General features: G+C 42.5%; 16 protein-coding genes. 12 read left to right on the plus strand and 4 right to left on the minus strand.

Going from position 1 to position 19,022, the window contains the following annotated elements:
• Positions 1-58: 58 nt before the first annotated feature.
• From J2128_RS04970 to J2128_RS04980, 3 genes are read right to left on the minus strand one after another with little or no spacing between them, the layout of a single operon-like run.
• Entirely contained in the window at positions 59-880 is an 822-nt protein-coding gene (locus tag J2128_RS04970) for a metal ABC transporter permease (RefSeq protein ID WP_209689992.1), read from the minus strand.
• 2 nt (positions 881-882) lie between these two features.
• Positions 883-1,674 carry a metal ABC transporter ATP-binding protein gene (locus tag J2128_RS04975; RefSeq protein ID WP_209689993.1) on the minus strand — a complete coding sequence of 264 codons (792 nt, stop codon included), beginning with the start codon at positions 1,672-1,674 and terminating at the stop codon, positions 883-885.
• Positions 1,675-1,680: 6 nt separating this feature from the next.
• Entirely contained in the window at positions 1,681-2,604 is a 924-nt protein-coding gene (locus J2128_RS04980; RefSeq protein ID WP_209689994.1) for a metal ABC transporter solute-binding protein, Zn/Mn family, read from the minus strand.
• Positions 2,605-3,031: 427 nt separating this feature from the next.
• Between J2128_RS04980 and J2128_RS04985 the strand changes: the two genes are divergently transcribed.
• The 4 genes from J2128_RS04985 to J2128_RS05000 all read left to right on the plus strand — a co-directional run bounded on the left by J2128_RS04985 (position 3,032) and on the right by J2128_RS05000 (position 6,812).
• Positions 3,032-4,174, plus strand: coding sequence for an iron ABC transporter substrate-binding protein (locus J2128_RS04985; protein ID WP_209689995.1), 1,143 nt, complete (start codon positions 3,032-3,034; stop codon positions 4,172-4,174).
• 105 nt (positions 4,175-4,279) lie between these two features.
• Positions 4,280-5,350 carry an iron ABC transporter permease gene (locus J2128_RS04990; protein WP_209689996.1) on the plus strand — a complete coding sequence of 357 codons (1,071 nt, stop codon included), beginning with the start codon at positions 4,280-4,282 and terminating at the stop codon, positions 5,348-5,350.
• Positions 5,347-6,111 carry an ABC transporter ATP-binding protein gene (locus tag J2128_RS04995; protein WP_209689997.1) on the plus strand — a complete coding sequence of 255 codons (765 nt, stop codon included), beginning with the start codon at positions 5,347-5,349 and terminating at the stop codon, positions 6,109-6,111. The genes J2128_RS04990 and J2128_RS04995 overlap by 4 nt, the downstream gene beginning before the upstream one ends.
• Positions 6,112-6,197: 86 nt before the next feature.
• Positions 6,198-6,812 (plus strand): FmdE family protein, encoded by a 615-nt coding sequence (locus J2128_RS05000; RefSeq protein WP_209689998.1) that lies wholly within the window; start codon positions 6,198-6,200, stop codon positions 6,810-6,812.
• A 77-nt stretch (positions 6,813-6,889) separates the two neighbouring features.
• On the opposite strand, the gene J2128_RS05005 is transcribed toward J2128_RS05000, so the two are convergent.
• Positions 6,890-7,780, minus strand: a complete 891-nt coding sequence (locus J2128_RS05005; RefSeq protein ID WP_245323318.1) for a bile acid:sodium symporter family protein — start codon at positions 7,778-7,780, stop codon at positions 6,890-6,892.
• 202 nt (positions 7,781-7,982) lie between these two features.
• Between J2128_RS05005 and J2128_RS05010 the strand changes: the two genes are divergently transcribed.
• The 8 genes from J2128_RS05010 to J2128_RS05045 all read left to right on the plus strand — a co-directional run bounded on the left by J2128_RS05010 (position 7,983) and on the right by J2128_RS05045 (position 19,006).
• Positions 7,983-9,116, plus strand: coding sequence for an ABC transporter substrate-binding protein (locus tag J2128_RS05010; protein WP_209690000.1), 1,134 nt, complete (start codon positions 7,983-7,985; stop codon positions 9,114-9,116).
• A 14-nt stretch (positions 9,117-9,130) separates the two neighbouring features.
• Positions 9,131-10,156 carry a methyltransferase gene (locus tag J2128_RS05015; RefSeq protein WP_209690001.1) on the plus strand — a complete coding sequence of 342 codons (1,026 nt, stop codon included), beginning with the start codon at positions 9,131-9,133 and terminating at the stop codon, positions 10,154-10,156.
• Positions 10,157-10,333: 177 nt separating this feature from the next.
• Entirely contained in the window at positions 10,334-11,428 is a 1,095-nt protein-coding gene (locus J2128_RS05020; protein WP_245323320.1) for an ABC transporter substrate-binding protein, read from the plus strand.
• Between the two features lie 37 nt (positions 11,429-11,465).
• Positions 11,466-12,554, plus strand: a complete 1,089-nt coding sequence (locus J2128_RS05025; RefSeq protein ID WP_245323323.1) for an iron ABC transporter permease — start codon at positions 11,466-11,468, stop codon at positions 12,552-12,554.
• The gene (locus J2128_RS05030) at positions 12,548-13,318 is read left to right on the plus strand and encodes an ABC transporter ATP-binding protein (RefSeq protein ID WP_209690003.1); all 771 of its coding nucleotides are present in this window, start codon (positions 12,548-12,550) and stop codon (positions 13,316-13,318) included. Before J2128_RS05025 ends, J2128_RS05030 begins: the two co-directional genes overlap by 7 nt.
• Positions 13,319-13,821: 503 nt before the next feature.
• Positions 13,822-17,898: an acyl-CoA dehydratase activase gene (locus tag J2128_RS05035; RefSeq protein ID WP_209690004.1), complete on the plus strand. Its 4,077-nt coding sequence runs from the start codon at positions 13,822-13,824 to the stop codon at positions 17,896-17,898.
• Positions 17,891-18,172 (plus strand): putative zinc-binding protein, encoded by a 282-nt coding sequence (locus J2128_RS05040; protein WP_348632365.1) that lies wholly within the window; start codon positions 17,891-17,893, stop codon positions 18,170-18,172. Before J2128_RS05035 ends, J2128_RS05040 begins: the two co-directional genes overlap by 8 nt.
• Positions 18,173-18,511: 339 nt before the next feature.
• The gene (locus tag J2128_RS05045) at positions 18,512-19,006 is read left to right on the plus strand and encodes a PadR family transcriptional regulator (RefSeq protein WP_209690006.1); all 495 of its coding nucleotides are present in this window, start codon (positions 18,512-18,514) and stop codon (positions 19,004-19,006) included.
• Positions 19,007-19,022: the final 16 nt, after the last annotated feature.

Here is a 19,022-nt window from a genome sequence, read left to right on the forward strand (position 1 = left end):
GCTGAATACAGGGACATCTCAGGCCTGCAAAAACATGAAATCCGAAACTTAAAAACTTTCACGCTGCCTCATGCGGCCTGAACCTGAAATGTTTCAGAAAAACCGCACATACATATACGGCTACACTTATGAGAATAATCGTTGCGCCTGAAGGAACGTCCAGATAATACGAGAGAAATATCCCGGACGTCGTGAAAAATATCCCTGTCAGAGACGACAGGTAAAACATCTTTTTCAGATCACGTGTAAATTCACGCGATATCGCGGCAGGAAGCGTCAAAAGCGCTATTACCAGAATTATTCCAACGACCTGGATAAGCATGACGACGGTCACTGCAACAAGAACGAGAAGAAGGGCCATCATCTTCTCAGAGGGTATGTTCATGACCTTCGAATACTCTTCGTCGAATGTGACAGACAAAAGCTGGTTGTAAAACAGCCAGATAACGGTAAGAATCAGCACGAGAAGAAGGGCCATAAGAAAGAGATCGCTAACCGGAACGAGCAGTATGTTCCCGAACAGATAACCGAGAAGATCAGGGGCAAAACCCGGGGTCAGGTAAACGAACATCACTCCGAGGGCCATCCCGAACGCCCAGACCGCACCTACCAGGGTATCCAGGTGCTGGTGCGCCACTCTTCTTATTCTGGATATGACGGCAGCCGTTGCAACCGAGAATATCATCGCTCCTGCAATCGGATCGAAGCCAAAGAAATACCCAAGACCGATTCCACCGAATGCAGCGTGCGAAATTCCTCCAGACATGGACACCATCCGCTTTACAACAACGAAGCTGCCTATAATACCGCATGCAATACTCGCCATAACTCCTGCGAGAAGTGCGTTTCTGAAGAACTCATAATAAAGAAGGGACAGCACCGCTACTCATCCTCCTTCGCGCTTTTTACTTTCAGATTCTCGTGCTTCTCCAGAACCCTATGGGGGAGACCATGTGCAATCAGATCGACAGGGCACTTGTAAGCGTCAAGGATCATGTCGCTTGTAATTTCGTTGTCGTTGTGCGTATACAGTTTCCTGTTAAGGCAGGCTACGACATCGACTCCCGATGACAATACTCCTATGTCGTGGGTTATAAGAACTACAGTCATTTTCCTCTGCAGCTCTGTTAATATGTCGTTAAACTTCTCCTCGGTAGGTGAGTCGACATATACGGTCGGCTCGTCCAGAATAAGAACCCGGGGATTTCCTACGATCGCTCGGGCGATAATCGCCCTCTGCTGCTCTCCTCCGGAAAGTTCCCCAAGACCTCTTTTCGAAAGGTCAGATATCCCGAGCTTCTCCATTGCCTCCGCTGCAAGTTTACGGTCGTTTTCCGAGAATCTTTTCCTGATTCCACCAATATGCCCAAGTCTTCCCGTAAGAACCATGTCTCCTACGGTTACCGGATAGCTGAAATCGAAGGTGTGGAACTGCGGGACATATCCCAAAAGAAAACGGTTTTTTTCGGGGGGGTCACCGTAGATTTCAACCCTGCCTTTATCAGGTTTTAAAAGGCCGAGAATCACCTTTATAAGGGTGGTTTTACCCCCGCCGTTAGGTCCTATAACAGCGTAGAACTTTCCGTCATCCACTTTCATGGAGATGTCGTCAAGCACTTTCTGTCCTTCACGGTAAACGGTTATATTTCGCAAATCTATTGCGGGTACTTCCATCCGCACTTACTCCGATGCAAAGGCCTTTGCAACAGATTTCATGTTTTCAAGATATTCCTCTGCAAGAGGATCTATCATAATTACTTTTCCGCCGATTGCATCCGCAATAACTTCAGCACTCTTTGTGCTGTACTCCGGAGACGCAAACACAACCGTCACGTTGTTTTCTTCCGCCTGATCAATAATCTGTTTCAGTGCCGCAGGAGACGGCTCCTTTCCCTCACTCTCTATTGAGATCTGGTTAAGCGAATAGTCTCTTGCAAAGTAAGACCATGCCGGATGGTAGACCATTACCGTTTTGCCTGAACTGTTCGAAAGCTCTTCGGATATGTTTTCATCCAGAGCATCAAGTTTTGACTCATAGTTCTGAAGGTTTTCCCTGAAATAGTCCGCATTCTCAGGGCTTATCTCACAAAGACCGTCACATATGTTATCAGCCATTACTTTTGCGTTTTTAAGCGACAGCCATATGTGCGGGTTTCCGGACTGTTCGGTCCCGTTGCCTTCATTTATAAGCTCTATTCCGTCACAGCAGTCGACTATCTTCATACCTGAATTAACGCCTTTTATTTTGTCCATCCACGCCTGTTCAAACTCGATTCCAGAACCGAGTTCCGCATACATGTCAGCATCAGAAAGTGAAACGAGCTGCCCCGAGGTAAGTTCATACGTATGCGGACTTGAACCCGGCGGGACCATCACCGTCACGTTGACAAGGTCTTTTCCGATTGCCTCTACGAATTCCTTTTCAGGAAGAATTGATACTGCAACAGAAATTGCAGACTCATTTTCGACATTAAGATTCTCTCCGGTCTGATCAGGACCGGTTACATTGCCTGAAACATTGCCGGTGCATCCACAGGATACGGTCATTAAAGTCAATGTAACAAGCAAAAAAGCCAAAAAGCCAGTTTTAACAGAATTCTGCATTATGTTTTTCCTCGTAACAGAAATTTCTCATCTCAAAAATTTTCAGTTTTTACATTATATTCTCTACTATATTTTGTTTTCCCAGTTTTCGGAAATTTCCTGAATCCTATAAAATTCTGGCAGTTACAAAGAATTACGATATAACCTGAAATTCATAAACCCCAATGGTTACAGACATCAGAAACAGAACTTTCAGACTTTATCTCAGGTGATGAAGATTTTAAACCAGCATTTTTTAGGATACGTTCAAATTTTTACACTTTTCATGTTATTGATAATTAAAAAAAGCTTATTTTCCTGTTATAAACTATGATATTTTATAAAATTTGTAATAGCAAATTTACATAAAATACATATATTGACTTTTTATTAATACGTAATTGGAAATTATTATCACCGAGGATTACAAAATTATTATTTGGTGAGAATGGATTTGACAAAAAGATACATTAATTTGGCTGTGCTTCTGGCAGTGGTTTTTGCAGCTGCGATGATATGCGGCTGTACAGGGCAAAGCAACACAGACAACCCGTCTTCAGGATCTGTTGACGAAAATGACACAATTACTGTTACAGACTCTCTCGGAAGAGAAGTAACTGTTCCTAAAGATCCTGACAGCGTGGTCTGTTCAGGTTCAGGGTGCCTGAGATATCTCACATATCTTGGAGCTCAGGACAAAATTGTCGGTGTTGATGACATCGAAATCAAGGATCAGGAGATGGATGCACGCCCTTACGCACTTGCAAACACGCAGTTTAAGAATTATCCTCTTATCGGCGAATACCGCGGAAACGATGATCCTGAAAAGATTGTCGCCTTAAACCCTGAAGTTATATTCAAGGCAGGGATGACATCAGCGGATGAAGCTGACGAACTTTCAGAAAAGACCGGAATCCCTGTTGTCGGAATTGATGTAGGGTCGCTGAGCACTTACCGCGACGATATGTATTACTCCTTCCGCCTGATGGGTAAAGTGATAGGAAAGGAGGACAGGGCTGAGGAGCTCATAAACTACTTCAACGCTTCGATAGCTGATCTCAACGACAGGACCGCAGGTGTTTCGAATTCTGATAAAATATCAACATATGTAGGTGGAATTGCATACCGCGGCCCACACGGATTCCAGTCCACAGAACCTGCTTATCCCCCGTTTGTTTTCGTAAATGCGAATAATGTTGCTGCATCAATGGGAACGGATCATGCAGATGTCGCAAAGGAAAAGATCCTGGAATGGGACCCGGAGGTAATCTTTGTTGATCTCTCAACCCTTCAGACAACGGACTCAAACGCTGTTACGGAACTGCGTAACGACGATTCATACAGTCTTTTAAGCGCTGTAAAGGCTGACAGGGTTTACGGTGTTCTCCCGTATAACTGGTACAGCCAGAACCAGGGAAGCATTCTTGCAGACGCCTACTATGTAGGAAAAGTTCTGTATCCCGAAAAATTCAGCGATATCAACCCTGATGAAAAAGCGGACGAGATCTACACATTCCTTGTGGGAGGTCCCGTATTCGACGAACTTAACGAAACTTTCGGCGGCATGGCGTTTTCGAAAATAAGTGTCTGAAAAATCTGAATGAACCAACAATTCATACAGATTTTAAGCCACAATATTCCCCGCAAAAACACTTCAGACGGACAGAAGAACAGTTAAAACACAGGAATCAAAAAAATGCATCTTAACGGCGGAGAGGTCCCAAAAGACTACAAAACATACACAGGAAAAAAAGTTTCAATTATAATTTCCGGGATCGTAGTTTTATTTCTGCTCCTGATTTTATCAATTTCAGTAGGAGCCGTAAACATTCCATTCTATGACGTATTCCAGACAATATTTTTCCAGCACGAATCAGACCAGTGGTACGCTATCATATGGAACATACGCCTCCCCCAGGCCCTTACAGGAATAGTGGCAGGTGCAGGCCTTGCTGTCGCAGGTGTAGCAATGCAGTCAATATTAAGAAATCCCCTCGGGTCTCCATATACTCTGGGAATTTCAAACGCTGCTGCTTTCGGGGCTGCATTTTCTGTCATCATTCTCGGTACGGGAACAATGCACAGTACGGGCAGTGATGCAATTGTTCTAAACAACCCCTATGTCACAACGATTATGGCTTTTATTTTCTGCCTTATCGCAACGGCAATAATTCTGATGATCTCAAAAGTAAGAGGGTCTTCTCCTGAAGTAATGGTCCTTGCGGGTGTTGCGATAGGTTCTCTTTTTACTGCCGGGACAATGTTTCTGCAGTATTTCGCGGACGACAACCAGCTTGCAGCCGTTGTCTTCTGGTCTTTCGGGGATGTCAGCAGGGCCGACTGGGGTGAACTTACTTTAATGGCCATTGTAACAATCCTCTGCTCTGCATATTTCATCTATAATATGTGGAACTACAATGCAATTGATGCAGGCGATGAAACAGCAAAAGGTCTTGGCGTGAATGTGGAGAGGATAAGACTTGTGGGAATGGTTGTCTCATCCTTTCTTTCGGCTATAATAGTCTCATTCCTTGGTGTAATAGGATTTGTAGGGCTTGTATGCCCGCACATTACAAGAAGAATTATCGGAGACGACAACAGGTTTCTGATCCCGGGCACAATCGTTGCAGGCGGGATACTTCTTCTGGCATCAGACACGGTAGCAAGGCTTATTCTTGCACCCCATGTCCTGCCGGTTGCGATACTTACAGCGTTTATGGGTGCTCCGGTCTTCATATATCTTCTGATTAAGGGGTATGCCAGATGATTCTTGATATAAACGGAGTAAAATTTCAGTACAAAAGCAGGGAAGTATTAAATGATATCTCATTTTCCGTAGACAAGAATGAGATCCTCACAATCATGGGCCCGAACGGCGTCGGAAAAACGACACTTCTAAAATGCATCAACAGGATTCATCACCCTAAATCGGGGTCTATCCTTGTCGGGGACGAGGACATCATGAAGATGAGTCTTCCTGACATTGCAAAAAAAGTAGGATATGTTGCCCAGCATACGCAGAAAGGAAGACTTACGGCTTACGATGCAATTCTTCTGGGAAGAAAGCCGCACATATCATGGAGTGTCTCCGAAAAAGACATAAAAATGGTTGATGCGGTTGTACGTAAGCTTCACATGACAGACCTTGCCATGCGTTACATCGATGAAATGAGCGGAGGAGAACTTCAGAAAGTATCCATCGCAAGAGCGATTGTGCAGGAACCAAGCCTTCTTCTGCTTGACGAACCGACAAGCAGTCTTGACCTTAAAAACCAGCAGGAAATCCTGCACATAATATCAGAGGTCGTAAAGGGTCACGAGGTCTCGGCCGTTATGACTATGCATGACATAAATACTGCCTTAAGGTTTTCAGACAGGTTCATAATGCTTAAGAGCAACAGGATTTTTGCTGCGGGCGGACCTGAGATTATAACGCCTGAAAATATAAAACAGGTATACGAAGTGGACGTTGAAGTCGAATTCCTGAAAACCGGACCCGTCGTAATTCCGGTTATGGCCCATGCATAAGAAAGGGATCACAAACATATAAGTCTCAAAGTTTCAACATTTACTTTAAAACGGAATGACCTCCAAAAATACATCCAGGTTAAAACATGACACAGTCCATAAAATCCTTTGATGAGGCGGCCGAATTTCACGGCCACAAATGCCCCGGGCTTGCATACGGCTACAAGGCTGCCGAATACGCATTAAAAGAGCTTTCACACGGAAGAAGCGAGGACGAGGAGCTCGTGGCGATTGTCGAAAACGACGCCTGCGGAATTGATGCTATACAGTTTCTGACAGGGTGCACAATAGGAAAGGGCAACCTCATCTTCAGGGACTACGGAAAGCAGGTATACACATTCATCAAAAGGGACAACAGCGATGCAGTACGCCTTTCACAGAAGGAAGGGACGTCCATGGGCGACTTCGACGCGAGAACCGGTGAACTCTCGGAGAAGGTGTTCGGAAGTTCTGCAAACGATGAAGAAAGAAAGGAGTTTTTCGAAAGGAGAAAAGTTGTCATTCAAAAGATTCTTGACATGCCCTCAGAAGACCTTTACAGGCTTGAGCATGTAAAACCCGAAATACCGGAAAGGGCAAGGCTTTTCAAATCCTACAAATGCGCAAAATGCGGCGAGACCGTATCGGAGTCAAGGGCACGTGTCCAGAACGGGGAAATCGTCTGCATTCCGTGCTTTGAGGAGTATTCCCGCGGCTGGTAGTCTTTTTGGGTATATTCTCTGAATATCTACTGAATCCTTAAAAATATTTTCAAAAAATTTTTTCGTTTTCAGCCGGTTCAGGCATCTCCTGAAAGTATTGTTTTTTTTCCGGCCTTTAAGTCCTTCCACAACCAGTAGCCGGCAAGCCCCCCTGATACAAGCGTCTGCACGATGATGTATGCAATTATCATGATGACTACTTCAGATATCATTGACATGCCGCTAACGGCTATTAAAAAGGCCACACCTGCGTTCCTGTTCACAGAACTTATTGCCATGGACTTCTTTTCACCGGTATTTTCCCCGCCGAAGAAGTAACCGATAAAAACGGATATTATAACGGCCAGTATAATTGCAGGAACACCAAGAGTCCCTGTTATCTGCGAGAAAAATCCCCCGTTTGATTCTGATAAAAATATTATCACAAGCGATACTACTACAACGACAAGTGCCGATATATTTGAAGCCCAGAAAGCCGGTGCAGACAGTTTTTTTCCAAGAAGAGGCCTGTATGACCTGATGAACATACCAAGAAAGAGAGGTATCATCTGTATTACGGCAAGCGTTTCTATGACAGGCCAGGGGTCGATTCCGTATGTTTCAGGAAGGGCCAGCATAAGCGTGAAGGGAGCGGAGAACACGGCGATTGTACACAAAAAAAACATAAGACCTGTTGAGTGTCCGACGTCACCGTTTGCAAACTCGGTAATTCTGGGTGCATAAGATGCCCCGGGTGCACATGCCATAAACAGAAACCCGAAAAGAACAGCACCTGAAAGGCCTAGAAGATATGCTATAAAAATCGCTGCTGCCGGTATTGCGACAAGGTTTATGACAACCGACCGCAAAAGCATCCAGTGTTTTTCAAGGGATGCGATGACATCCTTTAACGACAGCCCGAACCCTATCGAGAGCATTGACGTGACTATAAAGACGTATATCAGACCTAGAAGAACAGTCCTAAACAACACAAAATAAATGGTTTGGGTAATTATATAAACCAAATGCTTTTTTAGGAGAAAATCCCGACCCTTATTTAAAAAGTCAGAATTTAATCCATTTTGCATGAAAAAACTCAACCAGTGTTTTCAGGAGACTGGTGCAGAAAAAATTAACTTAGTTAAATAGGAATAGATCAACTTTTAACCGTTTGAAAACAAACCATCACTGATGAAAAAAAGAGCACAAATTTGCATCGCCGCAGGACTGCTACTGGTCATTGCATGTTTTTGCCTGGTAAGTTTTTTCTGCCTTAATACTGAACCACCGGAAAATAAAACAGCTGAAGAAAAAATTGTAATCACAGATGCTCTCGGCAGGGTGGTTACGCTTGAAAGACCCGCTCAAAGAATTGCATGTACCCACTACTCCGTGTCTGAAGCGGTTCAGCTTGCCGGAGCATGGGATAAAGTCGTTGCAAGAGACGGATATTTATCAAATGAAAAATTTTACCCCGGAGTAGATAAACTTCCGATAATCTGCCCCGCACGCAATCCGCTGGATATCAATTATGAAGAGGTTGTAAAAATACACCCTGATGTACTGATACTTCCAAATTTCAGCTGGTTAGGAGACCCCGACGAAATAACTGGCAAACTTGAACCTGATGTGCCTGTTGTGTTTGTCGATACATTAAACCCTGAAACATTCTGCAATACGATTGATATTCTCGGAAAGATTGCAGGAACCGAAAAAGAAGCCGGTGAATATATCGACTTTTACAGGAGCATATATTGTCCTGTCACAAATATTACATCAAATATTCCCGGAGAAAACCGTCCCAATGTATTTTTCAAAGCTTTTTCAGACGAAATTGATGATATCAAGACATACGGCAGTGAATTTCCCGGAGGAAATGAATTCTTTAATGCCGCAGGTGTCCGAAATATCGCAGAAGACCTTCCGATAAACTGTGCGGATGTAGATAAAGAATGGCTCATTGGACAGGATATTGATGCTATTGCAGCCATATGCTGGGATAAAAAATATCCAGATACATTCGGGTACAATGTATCCGACCCTTCTTTTGCAAGAACACGTGCAGAAGAAATAAGGACGCAAATAGGTGGACTTGATGTCTTTTTAAATTCAAAAGCTGTAGAAAACAATGAAATCTACCTCCTGAACAACGAGATGACCTCCACTCCAAGGTATATCATTACAATAGCCTACATGGCAAAATGGTTCCACCCTGACCTTTTTGAAGATCTTGACCCGAAGGCACTTCACCAGGAATATCTTGACAGGTTCATACCAGGTGACTATAATCTGACAAACTGCGGACTGATGATATATCCTGAATAAAGAGGTGAAATTAAATGAAAGAATTACCTGAAATAAATGAATCACTGACAAAAATTTATGATCTTTCACTGTCTCCGGTAAGGGCAAACGCCCTTGCAGCCGGAGTGAAAATGCTTGTATTCGATTACCTGACAAAACCTGCAACGTCAAAATCTGTTGCCGAAAGATGCGGCTACAATGCCAATATGACAGAAGAGTTTCTCAATGTCCTGACTGCATGCGGTCTGCTCGAAAAAAAAGACGGTAAATTCGTCGACCGCCCGGACACCGGACAGTTTCTGGTATCAGAAAGCCCCACCTATTACGGCAAAATTCTGCTGCGTGAATACCGTAGAATATCCATGAGTCCTGAGGAGATTATTGAAGCAGTTAAAAACGGACCTGTCAGCCAGAAAGAAGATGACAATATGTGCCTGGAAGACTTCTGGACTAGTTACGCACGTTCAGTTGCCAACTGGGAACGTTCCGGCTCTGCACAAAAGCTGGGAGAAATAGTCTCAGAACTTCCGCAATTTGATTCCTTTAAGCATATGCTGGACTTGGGGGGAGGACCCGGACTTATGGGAATGGCGGTTTTAAGCCGTCATAAATCGATGACCGGAGTAGTATTCGACCAGCCGGCAGTTGCAAAGGTGGCAGAGGAATTCATTGCCGGGTATGACATGTCCAAACGTATGACTGCTGCAGGAGGCGATTATATCAGGGACGATTTCGGAGACGGCTATGACCTTATTCTATGTAGCTGTACATTAAATTTTGCTCTGTGGTGTATGGATGAGATAGTAGAAAAGATATATAATGCCCTGAATCCGGGGGGAGTATTCGTAAGTCTTCATGATGGCATCTGCGACGAGGGAACGGCACCAGAATATCATGTGCTTAATATGATGTCAAGTGCACTTTCCGGATTTAACTGCGGAATAAAAAAAGGTCTTATTGCATCGTCCATGAAAAAGGCGGGATTTAAAGAGGTTAACTCAAGGGAAGTTTCACTTGACGTCGGACCGTTTGATCTTGACATAGCTGTTAAAGGGCCGTAAATAAACCGGAAAATAAGCTGCATGATATCTAAAAATTTAGGAATTAAAACCAAAACCAAAGAAGGTTGACAATGGTTAAAATCCTTAGGATATCGTTTATAGCGGCCTAACAGCTAATAAAAACAGGTGTTTCAGAAATATTGGATATATATAGTAATTATTTTGGCAGCCGTTACAATGACTACAACTATACTGTTGTTAAATGTAAATGAAGACAATGGCAAAAAAGAAGTCCCGGCGGAAAACCAGATTACAATTACTGATGCATACGGAAGAGAAGTAACTCTTAAAGGCCCTGCTAAAAGAGTTGCCTATTCTCATCATTCAGTAAGCGATTCCATCAGGATTATCGGAGCCTGGGAACAGGTAGTCGGAAGGGATGCAAACGTGGACGACGGGCATCTTTTCCCCGGATATGAAGAAATTCCGGTAATCTCCCAGGCCATGAATGCAATGGACCTTAATTACGAGGAAATTGTAAAAATTCATCCTGATGTAGTTATCCTGCCAAAATTTGACTGGTACACCGGATCAGACGATATCATACAGATGCTTGAACCTGATATCCCGGTCATTTTTCTTAATACTCTTGACCCAGATCCTGAAGTTGTCAATGACACAATTCAAAAACTTGGGATTATTACAGGAAATGAAGAAAGAGCAGAAGAATATCTGGATTTTTACAACAGTGTGTATAGCAATATAACTTCAAAAACCTCCCTTGTCAGTCCCGATGACCAGCCGCGTATCTTTTTCAGGGCAGTAGGAAAGACCTCTCCTGAACAGATTACGACTTACGGAAAGGATATGAACTGGTTTAAAAATTTTACCAGCGCAGCAGGCGCAAAGAACGTCGCAGAAGACCTGCCCATATCTTACGGCGATGTTGACAGGGAATGGCTTTTGGAGCTGGATATAGATTATATTGTCGTCAAATGCTGGAAAGAGCGTTACCCAGGTGTTTTTGGATATTCTGTAACCAATAGAGAAGAGGCAATAAAAAATGCGGAAGATATTCGCGAAAATATCATGAAACAGGATGTCTTTTCAAACACAGATGCGGTAAAAAACAAAAATGTGTACCTTTTTGACAGTTCAATGGACGCCACCCAGAGAAATATAATAGGAATAGCCTACCTTGCAAAATGGCTTTACCCTGACGAACTCACCGATTTAGACCCGGAGGCAATACACCAGGAGTATATAACCCGGTTTATGGAAGCGGATTATTCTCTTGAAGATTCGGGTCTGTTTGCATATCCTTTCAGGTGACAAAACCTTCTGTGACCAATGCCAGGATAAAATTTTAATGGAGGAAATAATGGAAATCAATTCGCATACAACAGACGCTTCATGTGACATCTGTGATGAGTATTACAGTTATACCAGAAAAAAAACGGTTTTTATCATCGCACTGGTAATAGTTATAATATTATGTATAGGAATCGCCGCATCAAGCGGTTCTGCCGACGTGACACTGCCAGATGCCTATAATTCAATCCTCGGAAAAATTTTTCCGGAAAGTTCGGAAAGTTCATGGACTGCAGACGTATGCTTGTGGAAACTCCGCTTCCCGAGAATATTTATGGCACTGTTTACAGGCATAGCCCTTGGCGTTGCAGGCTGCGCAATGCAGGGAGCACTGAAAAACCCGCTTGCCGACCCTTATATGCTTGGTGTTGCATCTGCTGCAGGACTTGGGGCAACAATTGCAATTGTGTTCGGAGCGGGAATACTTGCCGGAACTTACCTTATTATTGGAAATGCATTCCTTTTTTCACTGGCAGCAGCCGGAGTAATTATACTGATAGGTGAAAAAAAGGACGGCTCTGCCGAAGCGATGATACTGACAGGTATTGCATTAATGTTCTTTTTTCAGGCTGTAACGACATTTATAGCATATTTTGCTGATTCTGAGGCCGTAAAAAGTGCAATGTTCTGGATGGTCGGAGACCTCGGCAAAACATCATGGGGGGACTTCTATTATGTCATCCCGATAGTTGCAGTTGTAGTCCCTTTTATTATCTGGAAATCGTGGGACCTGAATATTGTAGGCGGAGGCGATGAAAGTGCAATGAGCCTGGGAATCAACGTAAAGCATTTTCGAATTATGATTGTCGGCCTGTCCTCGCTTCTTGTAGCGGGAGTTGTAAGTTTTGTCGGTGCTATAGGCTTTATCGGCCTTGTTTCCCCGCATATATGCCGCCTTATTATAGGGGGGGACAACAGGTTTTTAATACCGGCATCAGGCCTTATGGGAGCTGTTTTTCTGATTATATCGGATACTATCGCACGGACTGCCCTTTCACCTGTAATTATTCCGGTAGGAGTGATTACGGCCTTTATAGGTGTTCCTTTCTTTGTTTATCTTATTCTATTCGGGAGGGCAAAATGCTGAACCTGAAAGTTGAAAACATATCGCTTTCATATGGCACAACAGAAGTTCTGAAAAATATTTCGATGGAGTTCAAAAAACCCGGAGTTGTTGGCATCATAGGTCCAAACGGTGCCGGAAAAAGCACTCTTCTCAAATGTATCAACAACATCCTCAGACCGCAGAGAGGAAAGGTGCTCATTGACGGGAATGATACCAGCGGGATGGATGCGGTCGGGATAGCCAGAAAAATTGGCTATGTACCGCAGGAATTTCCTGTGTCATTCCTTTCGACTGTATTTGATACCGTTCTTACCGGACGCCGCCCGTACACATCGTGGGGGGCAGGAAAAAAAGACATGAAAATTGCTGCCGGTGTTATAAAGATGCTAAGCCTTGAAGACATTGCACTCCGAAACATGTCGGAATTGTCAGGCGGTCAGCAGCAGCGTGTCATGATAGCGAGAGCTCTTGCACAACAAAGTGGAATTATGCTGCTTGACGAGCCTACATCAAAACTTGACATCAGGCACCAGCTGGAAGTTATGAATATAATTAAAACCCTTTCCTCAGAAAAGCAGATACTTTCAATAATTGTCATGCACGACTTAAACCTTGCTTCAAGGTACACTGACAGGATAATAATGTTGAAATCAGGCAGCATCGCGTCTTCAGGCAATCCGGTAAACGTTTTGACTAAGGAAAATATCAGGGAGGTGTATGGTGTAGATGCAAAGATAGTTATCGGGGACGGCCTTTTGCATATAATGCCAATAAGACCGGTTTAACGAAAATATCAGGAAAAAACCTGAAACATCATTATTTAACTGCAAAATTGTTTTTAATCTCGTTTTATAAGTGTTGACACCGTCTGTTTTGACTTTAGGTAATCTTTTTTTTATCTAATTTTTTTTGGACTATCTTTTTACAAACCTAAACTGCTATATAAGTACAATAGTTTGTTATTAAACCGTTTTAAAATAAACTATTGTGCCTGGAAATCTATTCCAAAAGACACGAATTCCAGGTTAAAATGAAAAAAATATGCTAAAATGTTTGTTATGTTCAAATTCAAAGAAAAAAACATCGGAAAGAATGTTACAGGATACAAAAACGAACTGAATGTTGCTGAAATCTGCAGCACAGCAAAAATCAGGACCGTGCCAGAACATACCAGTAAAATAATCTTATTGTACCGGCAGGAGACTGCAGCATTGTCAGATCTTCTGAAACAGTCAGTTAAACTGTGGAATCAGGATGTTAAGATGAAGTTTGGACAGAGGTGAAATAAATGGAGCAGACAATTACAAAATACAAAATCAATGAAATGCCGTGTGATGAAAAAAACGTTGTTTCAGGGTTGAATCCGACATACAGCCTAGGAATAGATATTGGCTATTCATCCGTGAAAATCGCCCTTACAGATGATTACAACGATGTTGTATATTCAGACTATATACTGCATAAAGGAAAAATAGGAGAAGCTGTTAAAGCTACTCTAAAAAGGCTTTTGGAAAAATACCAGAATGAAGATATTATATACGGAGGTATAACCGGAGGCGAGAGCAGACTATTGTCGCACATCTGCACGAAAAACCGTGTCAGGGATGTACCGGCGTTAATTGAAGGAAGCTCACTGCATAATAATGTCCGATCGATTATTGAAATCGGGGGTGAGAGTTCAAAATATATTACCGGTTTTTCAAAAAACGATGATTCGTCTCTTGAAATTTCAATGAATTCAAACTGCTCGGCAGGGACAGGGTCTTTTCTTGAGGAGCAGGTTTCAAGACTCAACCTCAATATCGAGGACTATTCGGCATGTGCAGCCAAAAGCAGCACTATCCCAAGAATTGCAGGGAGATGCAGTGTATTTGCAAAAACGGACATCATACACCACCAGCAGGAGGGTACCCCGGTTGAGGATATTCTTCAGGGCCTTGCTTATGCACTTGTCAGGAATTACCGGGGATCAGTTGTCAGAAAACTGCCGCTTGAAACTCCTATTTTATTTGCAGGGGGGGTGGCCCTAAACGAAGCGATTGTAAATGCTATAAGAGACATTTTTAATTTAGAAACAGACGATCTGGTAGTCCCTGATTTGTGTGCAAATATCCAGGCGACAGGAGCGGCTTTAATCGCAAAAAAGGAGAATATAAAGCTTAATCCAAAAACCCTGCTAAATAATCTTGAATCAAAAGGAAACTTGTGTATCAGTGATGAAACGAATGCAAAACTTCCATCACTGCAATCTTTTGGAGATAATGACAGTTTAAACAAACATATCTGCAAAACCTGTAATGGAAGTACTGAAAAGATCAACTGTTTTCTCGGAGTGGACATAGGCTCTACGAGTACCGATCTTGTAGTAATAAACGACGAGAATGAGATTGTCGCATACAGGTACTTACGTACACTCGGTGATCCCGTAAAAGCGGTTTTTAAAGGTCTAAGAGAACTCGGTGAAGAACTGGGAGACCGTGCCGAGGTTCACGGTGCAGGGACAACGGGTTCAGGCAGGTACATGATTGCAAAAATAATCGGAGCTGATACAGTAAAGGACGAGATTACCGCCCAGGCAAAGGCATCTTTTACAATAGACGATACTATAGACACAATATTTGAGATAGGAGGGCAGGATTCAAAATATGTCAGTCTTAAAGAAGGCCGGGTAACGGATTTTCAGATGAACAAGATCTGTGCTGCAGGTACAGGGTCATTTATTGAAGAGCAGTCGAAAAAATTCGGTATCCCTCTTGATAAATTTGGAGAAATAGCACTAAAAAGCAAAAAACCGGTAAACCTTGGCGAAAGGTGCACGGTTTTTATAGAGACAAGCGTTGCATCCCATATAGCCGGCGGTACCGCTACTGAGGATATTATATCCGGTCTGTGCTTTTCTATTGCAAAAAATTATCTCAACAGGGTCGTCGGCCATAAAAAAATAGGTGACAGAATTTTCCTTCAGGGTGGTATTGCCTACAATCAGGGGGTTGTAAACGCCTTCAGGGCACTTACAGGAAAAGAAGTTATTGTTCCCCCTTTCTTCAGCGTTACCGGGGCCTACGGGGCTGCACTTCTTGCAAAAGAAGAAGCCAAATCTTATAAATCAGAATTTAAAGGGTTTAAACCGGATGAATACATAATTTTGGATGACAACATAAAAGAGTTTGGTCCGAAACAGGAAAACGAACCGGAATTCAGCGATATAGTAAATGACATAATCTTTGAAGGATATGACGGAATAACTGATCCCGAAAAAAAGACTATTGGAATGCCCCGAGCTCTTTTCACGTATGGAATGTATCCAATGTTCAGTGCCTTCTTCAGGGAGCTCGGGTTTAACGTTATCCTCTCAGACCCCACAAATGAAGAGACTGTAAGGCTGGGCCAGGAGTATTCACTGGATGAGACCTGCTACCCGGTAAAACTTGTGAACGGTCATGTTGCAGAACTTGTAAACAAAAAGGTGGACTATATCTTCTTTCCTGATTTGTATACTGTCCTTCACCCGGGTTCCAACTCCAGGCAGGATTTCGGCTGCCCGTATATGCAGCTCGCCTTTAAACTTGTAAACAGGGCAATGGAGCTTGACAAAAAAGGAATAAAACTTCTTTCTCCGACTATAGGCTTTAGTCTCGGAGAAGAGTTCATGAAAAAAGGGTTCATAAATCTTGGCATGCAGCTTGAGAAAAGCCCTGAAGAGACTTTAAAAGCCCTGCAGGTGGGTATGAAGGCTTTCACTGCATTTGAAAAAAGAGTAAGTGAGAAAGGAAAAAATATTGTCCAGGACCTAAAACCTGATGAAAAAGCCTTTGTGCTGATATCAAAGACATACGGAGTAGCTGATCCGGCTTTAAATCTCGAGATTCCCGGGATACTTAATAAAATGGGATACAAAACCCTTGCTTTCTACAACCTGCCTGAAAGTGACGTTTCAGTAGAACATCCTAATATGTTCTGGCCGTTCGGACAGCATATCCTCGAGGCCGCCCAGGTTGTCCGCCAGCACCCGAACCTGTATGCAATATTCCTGACCCATCACGGGTGCGGACCTGACACTGTGTTCACTCATTATTTCAGGGAAATTATGGGCGATAAGCCGTACCTGAACATAGAGGTAGACGAGCATTCCTCGGGTGTAGGCGTAATAACCAGACTTGAAGCGTTTGTAAACAGCCTGAAGGGTATCCCCGAAGAGAAGGCCGAAGACATTTCAGTATACCCGAAACGTGTAGTCCACACTGATACATACATCAAAACCGGAACCAGTGACATTTTAGAAAACGCCAAAATTCATATTCCAAATCTCTACCCGTATTCACAAATAATCTGCGAATTCCTGAAGACTTCAGGAGCGGACTGTACGGTCATCCCAAAGACAAACGAAAATTCACTTGACGAAGGCAGAAAACACACTATGACAAATGAATATTTCTCCATGACCGCTCTTATCGGAGACGCTCTAAGTATTCCGGGGATACGTAAACCCAAAACAAAACCTGAATTTGTATTAATTCCTCAGTCCGAAGGGGCGGAAGTAGACGGACAGTATAACCGGATGATAAGGACGATTTTTGATATGGAAGGGCTTGAAAAAACAGGAATTTTCGCCCCTTATATTGAGGACATAATCTTTGGCGACAGATATAGTCTCGACAGATTTTTCCTAGTCCTTATTGCAGGAGACCTCATCAGGACTGCATACTACACCTCAAGAGATAATTACCTCAAAAAAGTAACCCAGGTTATAAAAGACAATGATCTGAATATTGAATCTTTGCTTAAACTCTCAAATACTGTAGTTTCAGAACTCAGAGAAAAAAGACCTAAAAATACAGTATTTGCCACGGGTGAAATCTCCATACTGTATAACGACTACCTGAACGGATTTACATTTGAAAAAATTGAGAATAAAGGTTACAGGGTTGTTTTTGAACCTTTAAGCGAGTGTTTATGGCAGTTCTGGACTGATTACATAAACCAGAAGGACAAAGCTGAAAAAGAACGTATCCAGCCCATAATCGATGTTTTTGAGAGCTACATTTCCGAGATAAACGCTTCACTGGAAGAAATGAGTCCCTTTGAAAGCGATTTAAGGTCTCTGATTAAAAGAGCGGACGCATCTACAGGTTATTATGCAGGTGCCTTCGGAAGATACAGGGAATCAAAGATTCTCGGTGAGATGAGGGGCATTGACGGAATAATAAATGTCTCTTCGTTGTACGAGAATACAGGGATTACTCTAAGTAACCTCCACAAGGATTTCAACGCTCAAAACCCCTGTCCTGTGCTAAACCTGACATTTGACGGGAATGCAAATGAAAATGATGAAACCAGAATAGAATCGTTCCTTTATTATCTCTAAACGTCACGGAGCTGAAAAGTCAATGAAGAAAAATCTTGTCCAATCCGATAATGAACAGATTTCCAAAGAGATTAAAGAAGGAAATGAAACTGTTTCAATTGAAGGATGCAAAAGGACATGCACAAAGAGGGTGATTAACCATACAGGAACTTTGGTAAAAAGAATGATATCAATAACAGATCTGGGAGTCCAGAAGAAAAACGGCCATTTTTACCGGATATATGACATAAAAGAGACTGAATCGGTGGTGGATGAAAAAACAGAAAGACAATGAAATTTGAAAAGGACTGCTCATTAATCTAATGAGCATTAACCTGTGCCCTTCCCCGCATACCTAAAGAAAATATTTAAATAAATATTATTTTTGAGTAAGATAAGTGAAAATTCTGTAATGTCCAGGAAAAGGCTTTTTTTGAACCGGTAAATACGGCAATGTTTTTGGATTTATCTTTTTTTAATTCAGGATACTACACATGGAGGTATGAAAAAAAACAGATTCGTGCGGTACAATTCATAACTTTTATTACAATTGTAAGACAATAGATCAATATCAAACCGTTTGAATTTAAACAGTACTGTATTACTACATTGATCCCAAAAAGAAAATATTACTATGCACAGTTTATGGAAATTCTCCCCTGAAAAGGGAAAAGAAAGAGGGCTTCTTACGATTCTGGTTCTCCATTTCCTGGAAAAAGAACCGAAATCAGGGTACGACCTGTTAAAGGAGATCGCAGAAAAAACCGAGGGCACATGGGTCCCGAACAAAGGGACAATGTATCCGCTGTTAAAGTCCCTTGAAAAAGAGGGGCTTATCAGGATAAAAGAAATCGGGAAACGCTCAAAAACGATATACGAACTGACAGATGCAGGAAAAATTACACTTTCCCGTTTTAAAACCGAGAGAGAGGAATCCGAGGAAAGAGTCAATTTTTTCAAAAAAATGCATCTCGAAATTTTCGGAGAAGAGAACATTTCGCTGATTTATCTCATGATGGACATCAGGTTCTGCATCGAAAAGCTTCCCAAAGAAAGAAAAGAGCAGGCAAAAGAGATTCTGCGCCAAAGCTTCGAAAAAATAAAGGAGCTTGAAAAAGAGCCCGAATAAACACCTTATTTAAAGA

The sequence above is a fragment of the Methanomicrobium sp. W14 genome, assembly GCF_017875315.1.
GTDB lineage: Archaea > Halobacteriota > Methanomicrobia > Methanomicrobiales > Methanomicrobiaceae > Methanomicrobium.